At 44.1% G+C, this 21,571-nt stretch carries 23 protein-coding genes and 1 tRNA gene; 4 read left to right on the top strand and 20 right to left on the bottom strand.

Annotated features, from left to right (window positions below):
* Nucleotides 1–38: 38 nt before the first annotated feature.
* From bamA to rimO, 8 genes are all read right to left on the bottom strand, one after another.
* Nucleotides 39–2,462 carry an outer membrane protein assembly factor BamA gene (gene bamA, locus JMX97_RS04945; protein WP_201555828.1) on the bottom strand — a complete coding sequence of 808 codons (2,424 nt, stop codon included), beginning with the start codon at nt 2,460–2,462 and terminating at the stop codon, nt 39–41.
* Between the two features lie 263 nt (nt 2,463–2,725).
* On the bottom strand, nt 2,726–4,102 hold the full coding sequence (gene rseP / locus JMX97_RS04940; protein WP_201555827.1) for an RIP metalloprotease RseP: 1,377 nt from the start codon (nt 4,100–4,102) through the stop codon (nt 2,726–2,728).
* Nucleotides 4,103–4,135: 33 nt separating this feature from the next.
* On the bottom strand, nt 4,136–5,344 hold the full coding sequence (ispC, locus tag JMX97_RS04935; RefSeq protein ID WP_201555826.1) for a 1-deoxy-D-xylulose-5-phosphate reductoisomerase: 1,209 nt from the start codon (nt 5,342–5,344) through the stop codon (nt 4,136–4,138).
* A gap of 153 nt (nt 5,345–5,497) precedes the next feature.
* Nucleotides 5,498–6,307, bottom strand: coding sequence for a phosphatidate cytidylyltransferase (locus JMX97_RS04930; protein ID WP_201555825.1), 810 nt, complete (start codon nt 6,305–6,307; stop codon nt 5,498–5,500).
* Between the two features lie 176 nt (nt 6,308–6,483).
* On the bottom strand, nt 6,484–7,236 hold the full coding sequence (gene uppS / locus JMX97_RS04925; RefSeq protein WP_201555824.1) for a polyprenyl diphosphate synthase: 753 nt from the start codon (nt 7,234–7,236) through the stop codon (nt 6,484–6,486).
* Between the two features lie 257 nt (nt 7,237–7,493).
* Nucleotides 7,494–8,048, bottom strand: a complete 555-nt coding sequence (frr, locus tag JMX97_RS04920) for a ribosome recycling factor (RefSeq protein ID WP_201555823.1) — start codon at nt 8,046–8,048, stop codon at nt 7,494–7,496.
* A gap of 89 nt (nt 8,049–8,137) precedes the next feature.
* Nucleotides 8,138–8,863, bottom strand: a complete 726-nt coding sequence (pyrH, locus tag JMX97_RS04915; RefSeq protein ID WP_201555822.1) for a UMP kinase — start codon at nt 8,861–8,863, stop codon at nt 8,138–8,140.
* Between the two features lie 194 nt (nt 8,864–9,057).
* Nucleotides 9,058–10,641, bottom strand: a complete 1,584-nt coding sequence (rimO, locus tag JMX97_RS04910) for a 30S ribosomal protein S12 methylthiotransferase RimO (RefSeq protein WP_201555821.1) — start codon at nt 10,639–10,641, stop codon at nt 9,058–9,060.
* A gap of 135 nt (nt 10,642–10,776) precedes the next feature.
* Here rimO and JMX97_RS04905 point away from each other — a divergent pair, with 135 nt between their 5' ends.
* The 3 genes from JMX97_RS04905 (at nt 10,777) to JMX97_RS04895 (ending at nt 14,316) form a co-directional block, all read left to right on the top strand.
* Nucleotides 10,777–12,132: a two-component system sensor histidine kinase NtrB gene (locus JMX97_RS04905; RefSeq protein WP_201555820.1), complete on the top strand. Its 1,356-nt coding sequence runs from the start codon at nt 10,777–10,779 to the stop codon at nt 12,130–12,132.
* 51 nt (nt 12,133–12,183) lie between these two features.
* Entirely contained in the window at nt 12,184–14,034 is a 1,851-nt protein-coding gene (locus JMX97_RS04900; RefSeq protein WP_201555819.1) for a sigma 54-interacting transcriptional regulator, read from the top strand.
* Nucleotides 14,035–14,231: 197 nt separating this feature from the next.
* Nucleotides 14,232–14,316, top strand: a tRNA-Leu gene (locus JMX97_RS04895).
* A gap of 142 nt (nt 14,317–14,458) precedes the next feature.
* Here JMX97_RS04895 and JMX97_RS04890 read toward each other — a convergent pair.
* From JMX97_RS04890 to JMX97_RS04835, 12 genes are all read right to left on the bottom strand, one after another.
* On the bottom strand, nt 14,459–15,595 hold the full coding sequence (locus JMX97_RS04890) for a tyrosine-type recombinase/integrase (RefSeq protein ID WP_201555818.1): 1,137 nt from the start codon (nt 15,593–15,595) through the stop codon (nt 14,459–14,461).
* 523 nt (nt 15,596–16,118) lie between these two features.
* On the bottom strand, nt 16,119–16,319 hold the full coding sequence (locus tag JMX97_RS04885; protein ID WP_201555817.1) for a TraR/DksA C4-type zinc finger protein: 201 nt from the start codon (nt 16,317–16,319) through the stop codon (nt 16,119–16,121).
* 64 nt (nt 16,320–16,383) lie between these two features.
* The gene (locus tag JMX97_RS04880) at nt 16,384–17,220 is read right to left on the bottom strand and encodes a DUF2303 family protein (RefSeq protein WP_201555816.1); all 837 of its coding nucleotides are present in this window, start codon (nt 17,218–17,220) and stop codon (nt 16,384–16,386) included.
* A gap of 81 nt (nt 17,221–17,301) precedes the next feature.
* Entirely contained in the window at nt 17,302–17,655 is a 354-nt protein-coding gene (locus JMX97_RS04875; RefSeq protein WP_201555815.1) for a hypothetical protein, read from the bottom strand.
* Between the two features lie 70 nt (nt 17,656–17,725).
* Entirely contained in the window at nt 17,726–17,944 is a 219-nt protein-coding gene (locus JMX97_RS04870) for a hypothetical protein (RefSeq protein ID WP_201555814.1), read from the bottom strand.
* Nucleotides 17,944–18,147, bottom strand: a complete 204-nt coding sequence (locus tag JMX97_RS04865) for a hypothetical protein (protein WP_201555813.1) — start codon at nt 18,145–18,147, stop codon at nt 17,944–17,946. The genes JMX97_RS04870 and JMX97_RS04865 overlap by 1 nt, the downstream gene beginning before the upstream one ends.
* Nucleotides 18,144–18,386 carry a hypothetical protein gene (locus tag JMX97_RS04860; protein WP_201555812.1) on the bottom strand — a complete coding sequence of 81 codons (243 nt, stop codon included), beginning with the start codon at nt 18,384–18,386 and terminating at the stop codon, nt 18,144–18,146. The genes JMX97_RS04865 and JMX97_RS04860 overlap by 4 nt, the downstream gene beginning before the upstream one ends.
* Entirely contained in the window at nt 18,383–18,892 is a 510-nt protein-coding gene (locus JMX97_RS04855; protein WP_201555811.1) for a hypothetical protein, read from the bottom strand. The genes JMX97_RS04860 and JMX97_RS04855 overlap by 4 nt, the downstream gene beginning before the upstream one ends.
* Nucleotides 18,885–19,250, bottom strand: a complete 366-nt coding sequence (locus JMX97_RS04850) for a hypothetical protein (protein WP_201555810.1) — start codon at nt 19,248–19,250, stop codon at nt 18,885–18,887. Before JMX97_RS04850 ends, JMX97_RS04855 begins: the two co-directional genes overlap by 8 nt.
* Entirely contained in the window at nt 19,243–20,109 is an 867-nt protein-coding gene (locus JMX97_RS04845) for a hypothetical protein (protein WP_201555809.1), read from the bottom strand. The genes JMX97_RS04850 and JMX97_RS04845 overlap by 8 nt, the downstream gene beginning before the upstream one ends.
* Nucleotides 20,106–20,342, bottom strand: coding sequence for a hypothetical protein (locus JMX97_RS04840; protein ID WP_201555808.1), 237 nt, complete (start codon nt 20,340–20,342; stop codon nt 20,106–20,108). The genes JMX97_RS04845 and JMX97_RS04840 overlap by 4 nt, the downstream gene beginning before the upstream one ends.
* Nucleotides 20,343–20,441: 99 nt before the next feature.
* Nucleotides 20,442–21,155, bottom strand: a complete 714-nt coding sequence (locus tag JMX97_RS04835; protein ID WP_201555807.1) for an XRE family transcriptional regulator — start codon at nt 21,153–21,155, stop codon at nt 20,442–20,444.
* Between the two features lie 155 nt (nt 21,156–21,310).
* Here JMX97_RS04835 and JMX97_RS04830 point away from each other — a divergent pair, with 155 nt between their 5' ends.
* Entirely contained in the window at nt 21,311–21,559 is a 249-nt protein-coding gene (locus JMX97_RS04830; protein WP_201555806.1) for a transcriptional regulator, read from the top strand.
* Nucleotides 21,560–21,571: the final 12 nt, after the last annotated feature.

The raw sequence follows: 21,571 nt of genomic DNA, 5'->3' as shown, positions 1-21,571 counted from the left end.
GTAACAGGTATGGAGTAATACTAAACTATCAAGCTGACTTAGAAAGTACTACCAATTTGGAACTGAACTTTCTCAGTCTCATCGCCTTCTTTGTCACCAATCGGTACCGCATAGCTTAGTGATATCGGGCCAATAGGTGTATACCAAGTAATACCGGCTCCGGCACTAAAGCGTAAATTATTATCTTGCGTGAGCAACGGTACATCGGTATCGTCACCACTTGCTGGATCAATAAAGGTACGATCTTCCTTATCCGTGGTATCAAATACTTGGCCGCCTTCAGCGAACAGTACCGGACGCACTTGATCGGCCCAATCCCCTTTAAATGGCATGGGTAAAATCAATTCCGTACCAAAGCTAACTAGCGCGTTACCACCCACTTCTTCATCTTGATATCTTACCGTATTATCAATAGCATCATTATAACTTTGCGATTTAGGGCCAAGCGTAGAAGACTCATACCCTCTTACCGAACCATAACCACCAGCGTAAAAGTTTTCATAGAAGGGCAAGTCATTACCATAGCCAAGCTTGCCATAGCCCCGTGCAACCCAATCTTTGTAGATAGGATAATACAGGTTGCCACTATATATAAGCTTCTGATAACTGGTATCACCAAGACCAATGGTCGCATCGACAGCATGACTCATACCTTTGGTTGGGAATACGGGACGGTCTAAGGTACTATAATCCCAGCCAAATAGTAGGTTATAGGTATTATAATCGTTTTTAAAGCCGGTACGACCTAAAGGATTTCCTTCATCATCATTAAACTTTTCAAACGAACCGCCATCATCGATAATCTGCTGAACGTTGGAAACTCCAAGTCGACTACCACCACGCACCGAGGTCTGGTCAATATTAAGACCGGCACTAACGCGTTTGGTTTCATCGACCGGATAGCTGTAATTCAGCGTACCACCGTAGGAATCAGTCACATAGTTACTGACGTTTCTATCATCATATTTGGTTTCACGATAGTAGGCGCTAACCCCTTGCGAGACCCCATTTTCAGTAAAGTACGGATCCGTATAACCTAAGCTATAAGAGTCGCGAGTCTCTGAACGTGATAACGCCGCTTTGACTCGGTTGCCAGTCCCCATAAAGTTGTTTTGGGTAAGGTCTAACTGAAAAGTAACACCGCCACTTTGTGAATAACCCGCAGCGATGGTTGAGCTACCAGAAGGTTGCTCTTCAACGGTATAGTTGATATCGACTTGATCGGGCTGGTTGGGTACGGGCTTGACATCTACGTTAACGCCTTTAAAAAACCCTGTGCGCATCAAACGTGTGCGTGACAATTGGATCTTCTCACTAGAAGCAAGCGCGCCTTCTAATTGACGCATCTCACGGCGTAGCACTTCGTCTTGGGTACGTAAGTTACCATTAAAGTTAATGCGGCGCACATAGATAGGTCGCGCAGGATCAATATAGTAATCAACATTAACCACTTTAGTATCATCGTTAATGCGTGGTACTGGGCGAACTTGAGCTAAATAATAGCCTTCGTTACCATAAAGGCTTTTGAGCTCCGCAGTCGAGGCATCAAGCTTAGCTTGCGAATACTGCTCATTTGGCGCAAAAGTGACCAGCTCTGTTAGCTCATTAATATCAAATGTTGGCTGACCTAAGAAATTGACTTCACCAAATTGATATTGCTCGCCTTCATTTAGACTGATTTCAATAAAGACACTGCGCTTATCTTCACTGATATTGAGTACAGCGTTATCAACGTTAAAACGCACATAACCATCATTTTGATACAGCGCCTTTAGGTTCTCTAAACTGGCGGCCAGCTTTTCTTTGGCATAACGATCAGACTTAGATAACAGACGAGTCCATGACGATTCTTTTACGGCAAAAACATCTTTAATCTGCGAGTCGCTAAAATGCTTGTTACCAATAATATTAATATCGACGACTTTTGCTGGCTTACCTTCAATGAAGCGCACGTCTAATTTGACACGGTTACCATCAAGCACTGTTTGGTCAACTTCGATATTACTGTTGTAATAGCCTTGGCTGATATATTGCTGCTGTAGCTCATTGGCCACACCTTGTAACGTCGACTGCTTAAGCACAGCCCCAACTGATAAACCGGCGTTTTTTAACCCTTCCTCAAGCCCTTCTTTAGGGATGAGTTTATTACCATCAAAGTTTACTTCGGCAATAATCGGACGTTCAACGACCTCAAAGCGCAGCTGATTGCCTTCAACACGGCTTTGAATATTGGCAAAATTGTCGGTGGCATACAGTGCTTTAATACTGGCCGCCAGACTACTATCAGTAACCGTATCACCTACCGAAACGGGCAAGACCGGATAGAGACTATCCGCGGTTAGACGTTGCAGACCAGTAAAGCCAATATCGGTTACCACAAAGTCTGCGGCCTGTGCCGACACACTCATCATCGCTACCACTAATGGCAACCCAGCCGCGCTCATAAATAAAGGCGTACGCATAAACACTATCCGTCAATAAAAAACTTGCTTAAGTTAAGGTAAAAAGTACTGGTTGTCTAGCCCAATTATTGAGAAATCTTTGACTCAGTCATGGGAGACTCAGAACACTTTATATAAAACGTATCATAAAATAAACTAAAAATTACTATTAGTATAGTAGCCACACTGTAGCCATGCCAACGTATTACCTGCATAACCAGAACGCTAGCACCTTGTAGACGTTAGTGCATCACATCTTACTCTTATAAATAGGTATCGTGCAATCAAAACAGCCGACTGATATCATTACCAATCGCTAACACCATGAAACCTGCCAGCAAGAGTAAACCGATATTTAAACCTGCTATTTGTATACCTTCGGATAATGGCTTACCGCGAATAAGCTCAATCAGATAATAGACAATATGACCGCCATCTAATATCGGAATAGGCAGAAGATTTAGTACCGCAAGGCTCAAGCTGATCAAGGCGGCAGTAGATAATACCATCTCCCAGCTAATATCAAAACTCTGTTTGGCAACTTTAGCAATAGTAATGGGCCCAGATAAGTTATCAAGACCTATCGTTCCTGAAAGCATTTTGCCCATCGAGCTTACCGTCATCACGGCAAGTTGTTCAGTCTTTTCAAACGACTTGATCAAGGCTTCACCAGGACCATAAACTACCGTGGTTCTATACGCATCCGGAATGTTGATTTCGGTTTGTGCAACCATAGCACCAATTTGCCCATAGTCGTTACCCAGATTGTCTTTTTTACCTTGCGGCATAATTTGTAACTGTACCGGTTTATCGTCTCTCAACACAGTAAAGTTTAACAAAACCTCGGGGCTGTCCCGAATGATTCGGGTGGCGCTAATCCAATCGGTCACTGGGGTATCATTGATAGCCGTGATACGATCGCCGACTTGTAGCCCCTGAAGGATAGCAGCGCCATCGGCTGACAAACCACCAATAACAGGGGCAATTTGTGGCTGCCACGGCAACATACCAAAGCTACTTATGGGATCCTTACCTTGCGCATCCCCTTGCATAAAGCTAGTAACGGTCGCTTGATAAGTTTTTAGATTTTCAACAGAGGCTGAAGGCGACTGCAAAGTGACACTGACACTTTCTGTCTCGCCCATGCGTCCAGCGAGGCGGTAGTTAATCTCTTCCCAAGTCTGTACTTCATGACTGTCAATGGCGACCACCTTGTCACCAACCGGTAGCTGTGCCATCGCTGCTGGTGTATCTGGTAATACCTGTCCAATGTTAGTCGCCAGCTGCTCAGATGGGGTCATAAACAATACCCAAAATAGCCCAATAGCGATAATAAAGTTCATAATAGGACCGGCAGCAACGATCGCTATTTTCTTCAGTGGATGCTGGCGATTAAAGGCCAAGTGCTGTTCATCCTTTGCAACTTCCCCTTCACGCTCATCGAGCATCTTGACGTAACCACCAAGCGGCAGCATTGAAATACGATAGTCTATACCGCTACGCTTACTGGTCCAGCCGGTAAGCTTGGGGCCAAAACCGATAGAATAGGTCAGCACTTTAACACCACACAGCCGCGCCACGATATAGTGACCCCACTCATGTAAAGCAATCAGTGGACCTAAAACAAAAATTGCCGCTAGTAGCGTTAATAAGAACGTCATCACTGTTTCTCGTTTAAATTGCTCTCAATTGGGTTACGCCATTTTTGCAATAATAGCATCGGTGTAACGTCGGGCTGTCGCATCAATGGCTAAAATATCTTCAATATCTGCAGCCGTGCTCAACTTTGCTACTGGTACTTCACTCAGCGCTTGCTCATTAATATCAGCAATATCCGTTAAACGGACTTGTCCGGCTAAAAAGGCTGCTACTGCCATTTCATTGGCTGCATTGAGCACGATAGTCGCCTGCGCTCCTTCTTGCATCGCTTGACGCGCAAGACGCAAACAGGCGAATTTATGCAAATCCGGCTTAATAAATTCTAGATGACTGAGCGCATATAAGTCTAACGGTTGTGAGCCACTCTCGATACGCTCAGGATAGCTTAGCGCATGGGCAATTGGGGTTTTCATATCTGGGCTGCCAAGCTGCGCTAAGAAGCTGCCATCGCTATATTCTACCATTGAGTGGATGATACTTTGTGGATGAATAACCACATTTATCTTATCTTCTGGCAGATCGAATAAATGACAGGCTTCTATTAGCTCTAAGCCTTTATTCATCATAGTTGCAGAATCAACGGATATCTTTTGCCCCATTGACCAGTTCGGATGCTTAATCGCTTCGGCTACCCCTGCTTGTTGCATGTGAGTAAAAGATTGATTCAAAAATGGCCCACCAGAAGCGGTCAACCATAATTTGCGCACCCCGTGGCTCTGGTCATGAATCTGAGTATTATCCTGTTGAATAGAGGCTGGCAAACACTGAAAAATAGCGTTGTGCTCAGAGTCAATCGGTAGCAAAGTGGCATGATGGGTCTTTACGGCCTCAATCATCACTTGTCCTGCCATGACCAGCGCCTCTTTATTGGCAAGCAAGATACGCTTACCGGCACGTGCTGCCGCTAAAGTGGACGACAAGCCTGCCGCGCCGACAATAGCCGCAACCACAGTATCTGTTTGCGAGTCGGTGGCAATATCTATTAGGCCTGCCGCTCCGCCTACTACATCGATACGCAGACTTGCATCACTGAGCCGTTTCGCAAAATCATCGACGGCGGTCATCGGGACGCAAACACGCTGGGGCATAAACTGCCGACAGAGTGCAAACAACTTATCTAAACGCTGATAGCCTGATAAAGCGTAAACCTCGTAGTTATGAGGTTGCGCCGCCAAAATTGCCAACGTGCTATCGCCAATAGAGCCGGTTGCGCCTAGTACAGCGATGCGTTGCGTCATAATCATTCGTGCCTATAATTTTATGAAAGATATCGTCAAAAAATGAAGAGAATAAATAATAAAAAGCATACCTATGATAAACAGCGTATAAGCAAGGATAAAAAAACTAGGCTACTTTCAAAAAACTAAAGCGTTTTGAAAGCTGAGAAGTGTTTGAGTTTAGACGACCAATAAACCCAACTGTTGTAGACCCCAAAAGCCAAGTGCAAATATCGGAGTCGCAGACAACAGTGAATCAATACGATCAAGTATTCCGCCATGTCCCGGTAGAAAAGTGCCTGAATCTTTGACCCCAGCGCGACGCTTAAGCATCGACTCGAATAAGTCCCCAAGTACCGATACCAAAATCGTCAGCGCTGATAAAATGACAAAAGCAACTAGAGCCACACCAGTCAGTTGCAGCTTAAAGACACTAATGGCGATAACCACCAGCAAACCTGTAACAAGTCCGCCCGCCAGTCCTTCCATACTTTTATTAGGCGAGACGTTCGGTGCCATTTTGCGACGACCGAGCTTGCGTCCAACGAAGTAGGCGCCGCTATCAGCACACCAGACTAGCAAGAATACATACAGTAGCCACCATGGCGACAGTTGCCACAAATAAAACATCGCAGTGATGGATGCAGTTAGGATAACCACTCCCATCAGTGCCAGTTGCTTACCATACCAATTGGTATGTGTTGGGAATTTACCGACCCAAGACAGGGCCATTAGCCATATTACCAATGACGCCGCCCACCAAAACACCCAAGTCACTTCAAACATCAGTGAAACTAGGGTTACCGCCAGCACTAATACCACAAAACGTGCCGGCAGACGCCATTTTGGCATCAGTTTTGTCCATTCATGGGCAGCAATGATAACGCTAATTACCAACAAGGGCGCAAAAAGAATAGGTGTTTGGCTCGCAAACAGTGCAATACCAACGATAATAATTAAGATGACTGCCGTTTTAATCCGTTGCCACATACTTATCGAGCCTTATAATAATGAGAAAAATCTGGTCAAAAATGCATTATAACAGTTAATTGCTAGCAGCTCATTGATACCAGTTAACCCTACTTAGTTCGGCTTATTTAAATCAAATATTGTTTCGATGCTTGTTAATTTAATGACTATTGTTCTAATTATTATCAATTTAATGATTATGAAGTCTGTGTCTCTATCTGCTCACTGGTCTTGCCAAAGCGGCGTTGACGTTGGCCAAACTCTGCTACCATCGCTTTAAGCTCTGCTGTTTCGAAGTTTGGCCATAGCGTTTGAGTAAAGAAAAGCTCAGCATATGCAGATTGCCACAATAAAAAGTTGGAAAGGCGGTATTCGCCGCCAGTACGTATTAACATATCTACCGCTGGCTCGTCTGCTAATTGTACATACTGCCCCAGCATATTTTTATCGATATCCTTTGCACGTAATTGCCCATCTTGTACTTGCTGCGCAAGTTGTTGAGCGGCATGAGCAATATCCCACTGACCACCATAGCTGATGGCAATCACCAATGACATCGCATCAAAATGAGCCGTTTTGGCTTCGGCATCGGCCATCAACTCTTGCAAATCAGCAGTAAGTTGGCTGCGGTCACCAACAAAACGCAGCCGAATACGGTACTTCTGCATACGCGGCATTTGCTGGTTAATAGTCAAGGCTAATAAATGCATGAGTAACGCCACCTCACTCGGTGGACGTTGCCAGTTTTCACTTGAAAAGGCAAACACAGTCAGCACTTCAATCCCAGCATCAAGACAATACTCGACGATAGGATCCAAAGCATCTTTGCCGGCAACATGGCCTTCGCCTTTACCTAAATCATTGGCTTTACCATAACGGTTATTACCGTCCATAATGATAGCAATATGGCGAGGAACAAGGACAGGAGCCAAAGGAGCGGAAATTGACATGGACTATACTGCTTATTATTGAGGTAAATTTATTAGTGCTAACGACTTAGGAAGTCATATTTTTTATAATAACGTGCGTTTTGACTTTTAAAAAGCCCATATTCTAAATTTCACAAACTTATCATAAACATATGGTATTACGGGAGGTAACGACCCTTGCATTTAGTTATCCAATCTAAATGTCTCAACGACAAACAGCCAATAGCATCACACTACTGGCCATCCGCTTAAAATTATGACAGAAATAAAGTGACTGCTTATACTGCCATCAAATCAGTTTCTTTTTTACTCAGACGGCTATCGATGGTTTCGATAAACTTATCCGTAATTTTTTGAATATCATCACTAGCGCGATGTTCATCGTCTTCTGAAATTTCTTTTTCTTTGGCTAAGTCCTTGATATCGTTCATCATATCTCGGCGTATATTACGGATAGAAACCCGGCTGTTTTCGGCCTCACCACGTGCTAGCTTTTGCATATCGCGGCGGGTTTCTTCTGTTAAGGCTGGCATCGGTACACGGATAACGTCGGCAGTCATGGGGTTCAGACCCAAATCTGCTTCACGAATGGCTTTATCTATCGCTTGTACCATAGTGCGGTCGAATGGCTGTACTAATAGCGTGCGTGAGTCTTCAACGTTGACGCTAGCGACTTGGTTGAGCGGTGTGTCTGAACCATAGTAACTAACCATCACGCCCGATAGCATGCCTGGATGCGCGCGTCCCGTACGGACTTTACTAAAGGTACTTTCAAGCGCTTCTAACGTTTTTTGCATACGCGCTTCGCCGTCTTGCTTAATCTCTTTAATCATTACGTGTCCTTATTTATCGTTCCCGATAATATTCATTACTGTTCGGTGTTAATGGAGGTTGATTTTTTATCAAAAATTATAGCGTGGCATCAATGATAAACGCGTGTGCCTTCGTTTTCACCCATAATGACATTTAACAATGCATTGGGCTTGGTCATATCGAAGACTTGTAACGGCACATTGTGCTCGCGGCATAAGGCAATGGCAGTCAAATCCATCACACCCAGTTTTTGCTCAAGCACTTCGTCAAAGGTCAGGCCATCATATTTGACCGCATCAGCATGCAAGCTTGGGTCTTTATCATAGACGCCATCGACTTTAGTCGCTTTAAGAATCAAACCCGCTTCAATTTCAATGCCGCGCAGACAAGCGGCGGTATCAGTAGTAAAGAACGGATTACCGGTACCGGCAACAAAGATACAAACTTCGCCATTTTTAAGATAGCGAATAGCGTTACGGCTACTATAGCTTTCGGTCACTTCGCCAATGGGCAAGGCTGACATCAAGCGCGTTTTGATATTACGGCGCTCAAGCGCATCACGCATTGCCAGACCGTTCATTACGGTCGCTAGCATTCCCATTTGATCACCGGTAACACGGCCAACTAGGCCTTCTTTTTGTAGCTGCGCGCCGCGATATAAGTTACCACCACCGACCACGATGCCGACTTGCACCCCAAGACCCCGCAGGTGCGCGATAGACAAGCTCATCTTGTCTAGTACTTCAGTATCAATGCCCATATCTTTACCGCCAGCTAAGGCTTCGCCTGAGAGTTTAAGCAATATACGAGAGTAACGGGGATTTTTATCAGACATGGGGTCACCTTGTTATCATTGAATTATAATGGTCGTTAATATACAAATAGAAATCGTTAAAACACAAATAGAGTTAGCCTATAGACCAAGATTTGCTAAACAGGTTAAATTGCGCTAATTGTAGCAAAAACTGCCCACTATTGGGCAATCTTTACATTGAATTGCGAATCCGTTTCTCTAATGGATATACTTCTTCAATGGCTGTAACTGGCAAATAAGTCGTATTCGCTAGCATCGTCAATAGTAACCGTTAAAAATTGTCCCACTTGTACCGCAGGATTAATATCATCCACATAGACGTGGCCGTCAATTTCTGGCGCATCCGCATAGCTGCGACAAATAGCGATATTCTCTTCGCTATCAATCTCATCGACCAATACCGTTAAGGTCTTACCAATTTTCTCTTGCAGCTTCTGCGCGGATATCTGTTGCTGTAAGGCCATGAAACGCTCATAACGTTCTTGTTTAATTTCTTCAGGCACTGGATTGGGCAAGTCATTGGCAACTGCGCCTTCTACGTCTGAATAAGTAAAAGCGCCCACTCGATCAAGGCGAGCCTCAACTAACCAATCAAGCAAACATTGGAAATCTTCTTCGGTTTCGCCCGGGAAGCCGACTATAAACGTTGAGCGAATGACAATATCAGGACAAATCGCGCGCCAAGCGTGAATACGCGCTAAGGTATTTTCGCTATGAGCTGGGCGTTTCATCGCTTTTAGGACGCTATGGCTGGCATGTTGAAATGGAATATCGAGGTAAGGCAAAAGCTTCTTTTCGCCCATAAGTTCAACTACTTTATCCACATGTGGATACGGATAAACGTAATGTAAACGCACCCATATGCCTAATTGATTTAGCGCTTGGCATAAGTCATAAAATTTAGACTTGAGCGGCATACCATTCCAAAAGCTGGTCTTATACTTGATATCCAGCCCATAGGCAGAAGTATCTTGCGAGATAATCAGCAGCTCTTTGACCCCAGCGTTCTTAAGCGCCATTGCTTCGTTCATCACACTATCAATCGGGCGTGAGACTAATTTCCCACGCATACTTGGAATAATACAAAAAGTACAGAGATGATTACAGCCTTCTGAAATCTTTAAATAAGCATAATGACTGGGCGTTAATTTAATTCCCGCCTCATTAATCAAATCTATCTTAGGATTATAATCTTTATCGGTACTACGGTCAGGCTTCGGTACATGCAATGCGACGGCTCTAATGACCTCGTCGTAGGCATGTGCGCCAGTGACTGCCAATACTGCCGGATGCATTTGGCGTATTTTATCCGCCTCTTTACCCAAGCAACCAGTGACGATAACTTTGCCATTCTTACTAATGGCCTCACCGATGGCATCTAGCGACTCTTGTACGGCGGATTCAATGAAACCGCAAGTATTGACCACGACTAAATCAGCACCTGAGTAATCACTAGCCACTTGATAACCATCACGAGTCAGCTCTGTGATAATGCGCTCACTATCGACCAACGCCTTAGGGCAACCAAGCGACACAAAACCAATCTTTGGCGCAGCCGTTGCCGGACTAGAAGCTGTCGCGCTAGTAGTTGCATCGCTACTTTGTGCGATGCTACGGTTTTGATTGTGATTGGCCTTATGATGGCTGGCTTTAGAATGTTGGGGCTGAGCACTGTCTGGTGGGCTCTGAATTTGGCTTTGGGCAGGATTAAACATAGTAGCCGTGTCTTTTGGCGTTGTTGAAGCTGAAAGCGCTGTTGCTATGTTGGTATTGACTGGTTGGGTAGAAGTTTTGGGCATGGCTGACCTTGCTAGAGATAAATTGGCTCAGCGCATTGTACGTTTTTTTTGTGAGAATCACCAGTTTTGCCGCGCTAGTGTGTTGATTTATGGTTAAATATTACGCTGCATCTACTCATCAACGAGGCGTTTACAATGACAGCTGATCCCACAACCTTTAAATCGACTCCTGACTTAGCCTTTATGTCACAACATTTATTTACTGCTATCTTATTAGTCAATGATGATCTGTCCATCATATGGTTGAATGCCCAAGCTGAACAGTTATTGGCGATCAGCCGTGCACGACTATTAAATCAGTCTATATTGGCACTGCTCGCACCTGAAGAATTACCGCTAAAAAGCAATAATGTTATAGATAGCGACAGTCTGAATGACGGCCATGTCAATGAGAAAACCGCTAAAGATAGAATAGCTAGTGGAGATAAAACGTGCACTTTAACCGAACGCTTTAATCAAGCAAAGCAATATCAGCAGCCTTTTATCGACCATGACCACATGATAAATCCGCAGCTGAACGGTGGTGCAATGCTGTCCATTGACTATAGTGTGACCCCCGTCATCTACCAGCAGCAGGCTTATTTTATCGTCGAGATGTGGGGTAAAGACCGCCAAAGTCGTATCTCAGGGGAGGAGCAACGGCAACAACAACACAGCGTTGCCCGTCACATGCTCCGCTCTGTCGCTCATGAGATTAAAAATCCGCTGGCTGGCATTCGCGGGGCCGCACAACTGTTACAACGCCAGTTTGTCAAGTTTGGTGACCTTGCTATGCCTACAAACTCTACTGTTATGGCCAGCTCAAATACGGATCAAAATTTTCAAGCAACCGTAAAAAAACTACGCACTTATACCGATATTATCATCTCAGAAACGGATCGCTTGACCCAACTTATCGGCCAATTGCTTGGCTCCAATCAATTACCAAAATGGCAAATGATGAATATTCATGAGCCTATTGAGCACGTCTTGACACTGGTGCTCAGCCAGTACCCAAAAGTTGCGTTAGAGCGCGACTATGACTTGTCCTTGCCAGAGCTGTGTGCTGATGAAGATCAATTGATTCAAGTATTCTTAAACCTAATCAACAATGCTTGTGAGTCTATGACTGAATTTGAGCAAACGCCTCAGCAACATGAATTGTTAGAATCTAATGATTTACAAACCACTCACTCAGAGATAGACCCCGACTATCAAGCGCAATTACACATTCAGACCCGGGTTGTCTTTCAGCATACTATTGGTAGTCAGCAGCACAAAAAAGCGTTAAAAATTACCTTAACTGATAATGGTAGCGGTATCGACCCACTGCTTATCGGACAGATATTTTTTCCTATGGTGACTAGCCGTGCGTCAGGAACAGGTTTAGGACTGGCTATCGTGCAAGATATTATCAACCGACATCATGGTATGATTGACGTCAGCTCAGTCCGCGGGCAAACGCACTTTACAGTATATTTACCGTTTAGCCAGCCAGCACCTACCACTTAAATGCGGCTTTTAAATAATAGCTCCGACATAACAGCTCATTAAGGCTTAGATATGACTGACCACAGCATTAACCCTACTTCTGGAAATAATCACCAATTATCCACAGCGATTAGCGATAATACGCTTCGGGAAAATCCTTCAACCTTATGGCTCATCGATGACGACGCAGCACTACGCTTGGTATTAGCTGATACTTTTGTGGATGCTGGTCTGGAGGTCATTAGCTTCACGCAAGCACAAGCAGCGTGGACCCGTCTTAACGATATCTTGCAACAGCGCGAACCCACCTCCCAGCTACCCGATGTCATCTTAACCGATATCCGCATGCCGTTAATGGATGGCTTATCGTTTAGTGACTGGGTACACAAGCAGTTTCCTGATCTGCCCATCGTTATTATGACGGCTCATTCAGATCTGACCTCTGCGATTAATAGCTATCAAACCGGCGCTTTTGACTACTTGCCCAAGCCCTTTGACTTAGATGATGCGGTTGCAACTATCTATAAAGCGATTAACTCTAGCACTATCAATAAGCCGCCAACTACTAATGATCAGCCCGCTGGTAATACACCTGATAAAACAACTAAAACTGACACTAATACCGATGTAACACTTGATTCTAAAACAAAAACTAGCGCAAAAAAAGAAAGCAAACCTAACTCTAATAACAAGCCAGCTAGCAGCTCCAACATTCAAACTAATAGCAATGCCAATAGTAATCCCAGCGGCATTATTGGCCAGTCACAAGCCATGCAAACCGTCTTTCGCGCGGTTGGACGCTTGGCTCACTCACCGATTACGGTTCTAATTACCGGAGAGTCAGGTACGGGCAAAGAGCTGGTTGCCAGCGCCTTACATCAACATTCACCGCGTAAACAGCAACCCTTCATTGCGCTTAATATGGCAGCCATTCCACATGATTTGATTGAATCTGAGCTATTTGGCCATGAAAAAGGCGCATTCACGGGCGCAACCACGCAAAGACAAGGTCGATTTGAGCAGGCAAATGGCGGTACGTTATTTTTAGACGAAATTGGTGACATGCCCTTTAGCACGCAGACACGATTACTCCGAGTCTTGGCTAATGGCGAGTTTTATCGTGTTGGCGGTCAGCAGCCGGTCAAAGTCGATGTGCGCATTATTGCGGCCACGCATCAAAACTTAGAGCATCTCGTACAGCAAGGCAGGTTTCGTGAAGATTTATTTTATCGCCTTAATGTTATTCGTCTACCCCTACCGCCACTAAGGGCACGTCGTGAAGATATTGCAGAACTAACTACCCACTTTATGCAGCGTGCAGGTGAGCAAATGAACACTGCTCCCAAACAACTACATCCTAATGCCCTACAAATTATGCAAGCCTTTGACTGGCGCGGTAATGTCCGCCAACTTGAAAACGTTTGTCTATGGCTGACGGTCATGGCAACTGGAGACACCGTATTAACTGAGGATCTACCACCAGAGTTGCTAGCTGATGTCGATATACCCCTAAATACCAACGTCCATAATCATCAAAGCTTTACGCAACAATCTGATGGTCAAAATAACACTCAAGCCACGTCACAAGCTATTCCGCAGATTGCAGGAGCAAATAGCACGATGCATTCACAACCGACAGCTTCGCTGCCCTATCCATCTGCTAACCCAAGCTGGCAGCAAGCATTGGCAGATTGGGCTGAGCATTCGCTAAAAAAAGGCGAAGTAGATATTTTGCAAACAGCAGCGCCTGAGTTTGAGCGCGTATTACTAATCGCCGCTCTCAATCACAGTGATGGTAAAAAAATAGCCGCGGCCAATCTATTAGGTTGGGGCCGCAATACGCTGACTCGTAAGCTTCAGCAATTGAATGTTTCTATATCAGGAAGTCAGGCAGAAGAGCAACCAAACACGCAAAAAGACTGATATAAAAAATTAGCAATATCAAATATTTATAAAATCAAGTACAAAAAAATGCGAATAATTCAAAAATAATTGTGTAAAGGGCTTGCCAAACCATTCAAACTCTATATAATGCCAACCACTGAGACGCACTACCGAATCAGTTAGCTATTTGAATGATGTTTGAATTTAAACATTAATGATGATAGAGTAACGACAATGGGGCTGTGGCGGAATTGGTAGACGCACTAGATTTAGGTTCTAGCGCCGCAAGGTGTGAGAGTTCGAGTCTCTCCAGCCCCACCATTTAAGTAGTTGATTTATATAGTAAGTCTCAAACCTAATTAATAATTGTCGCGATTTTGTCGCAGTTATATAAAAGCCCCGCTTTCAAGCGGGGCTTTTTTTGTGTCTAAAATTTGGTAGCTTCATTGATAAGGGTACCAACTTAGTCGCCATAATCCAGCTTCATCATCTCAGCTTGCATACGTTCGGTATTTATCCATTTCGCATAGATTTTAGTGAACGTAATAATATCATGGCCCATTTGATACGCCGCTGCAGAAACATCAATCATACTATTAAGCATCGTAGTCGCGTAAGTATGGCGACAATTATAAGCGGGGCGTGCTCTTATGCTGACCACTAGCAGTACTTCCTGAAACTTTTCGGATAATTTATCGGGTCGTGTCCATGGCTCATCAGTATGTAAGCTGATAAACAGTCGCGATTGGTGACCAGTGAGCTGCTTGAGTCTACCCAACACTGCCAAAACTTTATCATTTAGATGGATATTGCGGATCTCGTTAGTCTTAGTTGATAACTGAACCATACCACTGCTCAACGTCTTGCTTATTTTGGCCAATCGATTGCTGATATCTATGTCGGCCCAATCAATGGCCAAAGTTTCACCAGGGCGACAACCAGTCCAAAACTGCCAGACAAAGTATAAATACCAAATTTCTTTATCATCCGTCCAATGGCTTTGCATATAATCAAGTATGGCCAAACGCTCATCAGGCAAAAAAGGATCTGGCTCATCCTTTTGAGTTTTCTTGTTACGTATACGTTTAGTGGGCAACTCTTCAATAACCTCATCAATAAAGGCTAAATCAAACACCCCGCGCAGTGGCGTGAGTGCGTCATTAGCAGTTTTAGCGCTGCTAAAGTCATTCTGTGCGAGCGCGGTGCGCACCATTGCCGGTGTTATATCAGCTAGAAACATAGATGCAAAAAAAGGCATCCACTTATTTTTGAGGATGCCTTTATATTTACGCCTAGTGCCTGTATTGCCGCTATCTAAGCTATCAAGATAAAGCTGAGCATAGTCTGCGAAAAGTGGTCTGTTATCTGCTGTTGTTTCATCGGTAATATTACAAGCCAATTCAACATCTGTTACCGTCAGATTCTCCCACTTTCTACGGGCCATCAAACTAGCTCGTAACTTTCCCGCTTGGGCAATATTTTTTGGTGTCGCCGTGTACGGCAAGGTGAAGGAGCACCGCTCACCGCCGATTGGGATATTAATTTCAACGCTGTCGCCTCGTACTCGGACGCCTTTTGGGTACCCTGCTGACTCATCCACTCATTCCACCCCCGTAGACTAAAGTAAATCTTGTTATTAATCTTTTGCCAAACCAGACCTTCAGGCCAGTTGTCTTTTGCCTGGTAAAGTCGAGCCTGTGGTAAGCCAATTAGTTTACCAAATTGTGGCTGCGTTACCCAGTCCAAAGGTACGTTTGATTCAATAATCTCAATGACTTCCACTTTAGTTACTCCTGTTCCGATCTTATGCCATCATTCTCTTTACGAGAATACCTGCCTCTATATTCATGCCTCGCTGTACAACCGTTACACCCTTTACCACACCCCGCCATAGATCGAAGGTAAGCTGTTGTTATTGTTTTACAGAACGGGCATTTTATATCTATAGTAGACTTCCCGTTTGGCGCAGCGGTCTCAGAGACAATCTTATATTCCAATTTAATCACAATTACTCTCCCTTGCTTAACTCAATCGATATCAGCCAAATCACTGCGACAACCAGCTCAGCAAGTATCGTCGCGCCGAGCCCGTGATTGCTAAAAGTTGCTCATTATTGGTTAGCATCACCGTCCCCTTTTCTCAAACTCATTCTGACAGTCAACGCATCGGCTTACTGCACCAAGCGCTTGGCGCTTAAGGGGGATATCTTCACCGCACTCTTTGCACTCAGCCAAGGATAAAGTTATAAATTTAGGTGAGTTATTTAAAATATTAGCAAGTGATAATTCTGCTATGTCGTTTGCGCGATCCGCTTCGTCTGCCATATTAAAATCCTTATAAAAACCCTACCTAAATAATAAAGGCAGGGCTTTTGGTAAAAGTAAGCAATTAGCCTTTGAAAGACCCAATAGCAATTGGAATATCGCCTAATCGCTCATTTAAGAGAATTTCGACAAACTCTTTAGCTGATTCATCTTCTATAAGTTGAAGACCGATAATCTCTAACTTAAAGACAGGCGATCCATCAACGTTACTAATACCCATTCTTAGCTTTAAAGTACGATCTGCAAATCCGCTATAGCAATTGTCTGTAACTTCGAGGTAAGAAGGCAAAGCGCCATCGATGCTCTTAGCTTCAACTGACTCAAGACGCGACCGACTCTCACGATAATCACCAACGCTGCTATCTGTCTGTGCATTTTCGCTTATTTGCATATTACGAATGGCATTAATGGCTTTGGCATTCTCGATCTCATTACCATCTTTATCTTTAGCAATGACTTGATGGCCCCAGTCTTCAAGAAACTCAGCAAATACTTTTTGATTGCAACGACCTTGATTGTGCATCGATAAAAGCTTGCTAAAAGTGACTGTTTTTTGAGCTAGCAGCGCAGCCTTGTCGTCTAAGTGACCTTGTTCAAACCCATCAGCCCCAAAATTTAAAATAGCAAGGGCGCTCATGTGGTCTTTATCAATAAAGATTTTGATATGTTCTGGTTGCTCAACGTTCTCAATATAACCAACAAAACTATCGATATCCTGAGTAGTGAAACAACCACGCTTACGGCTGCGACCCGCTTCAAATTGCTCCACATCTAGAGTTTTAGCGTTTGGTGCGACAAGAATGGTTCGGTCAGCAATGTGTGTAAACTTTAAAGTATTTGCTTCTAAAGCTAGATCAGCTGCAACTGCTGATTCGGTTTTATAATCTTGATAATTTTCCATGATACAATCCTAATAGGGTGAGTTTGTTTGATAGTGATAAGTGGGTGTTGACGCACCCACTTATGGTTAAAATGACTTTGGTTAGACGTCTGTTTCTTGGTTGGTTTGGTCAAACAGCCCAGCTGTATGATTCGCAAATAGACTCACCTCTCCACCACCGTTTACATACATCGGGGTCTTACGAGCATAATCTTCTTTACGGCTACCAAACTTCTCAGGCGCGTTATATTCAAGCTTATGTTTGATACCAACTTGCAAAGATTCCTTGTCACCCATCTGCTCGATATCCAGTGTAATTTTGACTTGACCTTTTTTGCCAGTCGCAACTACCGCATCAGCAACATCACTTAGCGCATGTCCGATTTGGTCTATAAAAGCACCACCAGTCAAATCACCTAGAAATTTAGTGGTATCAGTTGGTTTTAAATTACTCATAGTCTTGCTCCAGTTTTGCCCTTTTGGGCAGTTTAAAATTAATTTAATAATAGAGATTGGCTTTCAGGTGTTACCCCATCATCTCAACATTAGCGTTAATACGCGTATAGCTTGAGCCATCGCGATATTCTATTTTCATCCCACGGTCAGCCAGGCGACATGCCCGACCGATTAAATGCCGACCGGCACCGCAAGCATCAACGATTTCCCAGCACCGCGTGTCTACTTCCAACCAGCTCAAGCCGTAGCCATTGCTTGCAAACTTAACTCTTTTAATTTGTTTGGCCATTACTTAATCTCACTCTCGTTTATTATTTCATCCGCCCAATCGCGGATTTCTTTTAGTCGGCTAATACTGAATTTTTTAATAATATAAAAGTCAGCCTTATCCGGGTTTAAGTTGTGCGGACGTTGTAACTTGATAAAGAGCGCACTATCTTTGATAAACAGATGCGTGCGAGGGCTAAGTGATAGTGTTTTACGCATCTTCATCTACCTCCTTTGAATTCTAGCCGAACTTCAAAGCTTTGCTCGCACTCCCAACCAGATAAAGCCTGTTTAACCTCCTCTGAACTTAACGACTCAAAATCACAGCCAAAATCGCTGCTGTTCATCTGCTTTATAGAAAAGCTTTTTATTTCCATTAGAAAATTAAATTCAATAAGTTGGATACGTTCTGCGACTATTTTCTGAATATCTTGATTACTGGTTAATTCAAATGAGACTCTCATCGCCCCAGCTCCTTAAATATCAAGCTCTTAATCGTACCCGCCGCATACAGCTGGCCATTTTTACCATCTATATCGACAGCATGATGATTGCGAGTGCCGTAGTGTTCTTTACCCGCTGACAGATACGCTTCGTGTTGCGCTGCCATCTGACGCTTTGACCCGCGATTTCTCGTGTGGCGCTGATACACTTCTAGCGTACAGCTCATCAGTACGCTGATATGAGGGAGGACACCGTCGTCAAACCACAAGGGCTGAATCAAACGGCGCTTGATAGCCGACTCGGTATTGCGATGCTTATCAAACAAGATGACGTCGAGGTGCATATAGTTGCCAAGCACGAAATCATCCTCAAAATTCACGACATCAATACCGCGCTCGAGCGTGAGCACGTCTGTGATGACGCCTTGCGCATTCAAGCAACGCTGTACGCGCTCACAGGCAGTAGTCACACCGATGCGGGGCGCACCGCATATATTGATCATCAACGGTTTTTTAGAATCACGCATTGCTCACCTCATCTAAGTTGGTATCGTCATTGGCAGCGATTGGGAATGGATTGGGCTCTAAGTTGATACCGTGATCGAGCGCGTACTTTAATACCGCGTCAAGTTTGTGCAGCTCAGCCCACATCAGCGGATTGATACGACACACTCGACCGATGACTTGGGCGATGATTAATGCGATATTTCTGCGGATAGCGACCAGCATGTTATTAGTACGCATATGGTCATATCGGCTTTGATAATGAGCCCACGCAGCACTAGCAGCCGCCAGTGCTTGAGCACTGACGCTGTTACTTAGTTGGGACTTGGATTTGATAAGTTGAAGTTGAGCGCTGACGCTAAAGGCATGAATATTACGCATAGCAAGCCTCCAATGCCGCCAGAAATGCTGGCAGTTCGGCTTCAGTTATGGTGCGTAACGTTGCAAATGCTTCGCTTAGAGTATGCCATTCTGTATCTACGACTGGACCGGTGTTGTTAAAAATTAATAAGTCCGCAACTTTATGTTTTTTATTGCGTCGTATTAAAATCGAGTAAGTATTTAGAGGTTCGTAAATCAAAATATCCCAAACCATCAGCTTGTTACCACCAATGTGACAGTCATCTTCACTAAAGCGGTCCATGCTGTGCATACGCTGGATAAGAGTGGTTGCTAGGTTTTTTATAAAGATAAGCTGCATATCAGCTTGGGTGATTTGTGGGAATACTTCAGCAAGCTCTTCATCGCTAAATATAGGAGATTCAAGCGCAGTATCATCATCTTCAGGCGTGTCGCTTAGATACTCGACATCGTTGACGGTTTCGCGGTTGATAGCAGAATTACGCCAATCAGAGCCGTCAAAATCGCCTGCTATGCACTTCCAATAACTCCTAGTGCCTTTAAAAATCCCGTCAACCATCGCCGCAGAAATCTCTGTTTTATCGCCAGCGCAGCAATACGCATGACCTTCTTTATCAACACCAGCTGATTCAATATACTCAGGCTCGCCTTCAAACACCCACTGCCCCATCTGCTCAAGCGCAGGCTTAGGCGTGTCATTAGCTGCTTCAGCTTGCATAGCAGCAAGTAAGCGCTCGCCGTGACTGCCATCTTTTGCTGACAGACCACGGGTTAATTCATCAATTTTACTTTTTAGTGCACTGATTTCAGCTTTGGTTTCATCATCAAACCCGATTTCAAAGCGACTGATTAATTTTGGTATAGGTTTTGACTTGCTCATGCGAAACCTCCCATCACCAAAATAGCGATGAGAACAATCAATGCGAGCACGACAAGACCCAGCACTTGGCGGTAGCCACGGACTGTGATTTTGAGTTGTTGCTCGGAATGAGTGAGTTGCTGCTCGGTTGCGTGGAGCTGTCTATTACGCCACGCTAGGGTCTTTCTGATACGATCAAGTTGCGCTTGAACGCGTGGGGATTGGAGAATGTCTGGACGATTAGAATGTGACATGACGATATACCCGTTTTGTTGATTACGGGTATATTAAAGCAATTGCATTAACACTTGTCAATGCAATTGCGATATTTATTTATATTTTTAGTTAAATAATTACCATTTAGCCAGTGTTGACCACCAAAACACCCAACCGACGATACGATAAAGCTTTGAAAATTCTGCCATATCATATACCTCATCAGCATACATAGTGTTTTCGCTTATCAGCTTAATTTTACCGCCCGGCACGCGTTGGATATACTTACAGCGCAAATCCCCATCAGTCTCCAGCGCGTAAATCCTATTGTCTTTTATAGGCAGTCCAGCCTTGCTAGTGTCTACCGCAATGGTTGCGCCGTCTAAAATCAGACGTTCCATGCTATCGCCCGTTACCTTTACGACAATTGCATCTTTAGAGTTTACATTTGCATCTCTAAGAGATCGCTTACTAAATCTCAAGTTACGATAAGACTTTAGATCATCATTTGCCATGCCATTCCCCGCCGCAATCTGGACCTTACTATAGAAAGGCAGCTCTACATCGTCATCAGACATTACCGTGTCATCATCCCACAGAGACAGACCAGAATCATACGTGGCCTTGTTACTAGCTACCTTTAGCGTGCCTTTACTGCCTTTGCCTGTGAGCAACCAATCTAAATTTACTGACAGCTCTGCGGCTATCTTAGACGCATGTTTAGACGTTTCACTGTCACGCGACTCAATACTCCCAATAACAGGCTGATTGACGCCAATAGCGTCCGCTAATTGCTGTTGAGTTAGACCTTTTTCAATACGCTCATCGCGCACTCTATGACCGAATGCCATAACTCACCTTCTTAATTTGATTATTAGAATGCAGGCAATTGCCTTACATAGGTCATATTAAAAGCAAATGCTTTTATAAGATAATCCATTTTGCATTTGCATATTTAAAGCAATTGCATTATATTAGGGCAATCAAACGCAATTGGAGTTAAATAATGACTATCTCACCAAAGCAAGCATTAGAAAAAGCAATCAATAATGCTGGCTCACAGACAAATCTTGCAAAGCTACTAGGGTTGAAAAATGCCTCCCAAATATCTTCAATGCTAAACCGTGATGGCAAATGTAGTACTAAGTACGTAGTGAAAGTATCGCAAGTAACGGGTGTGCCATGTCACGAGCTACGTCCTGATGTATTTCCCGAACCCGCTAACGATGCTAGTAATCAACAAGACCTAGCATAACCAATCGCGACT

The organism is Psychrobacter sp. 72-O-c (genome assembly GCF_904846605.1).
Classification (GTDB): Bacteria; Pseudomonadota; Gammaproteobacteria; order Pseudomonadales; family Moraxellaceae; genus Psychrobacter.
The sequence above is the reverse complement of the archived record's forward strand: the minus strand, read 5'-3'. Positions and strand labels throughout refer to the sequence as shown.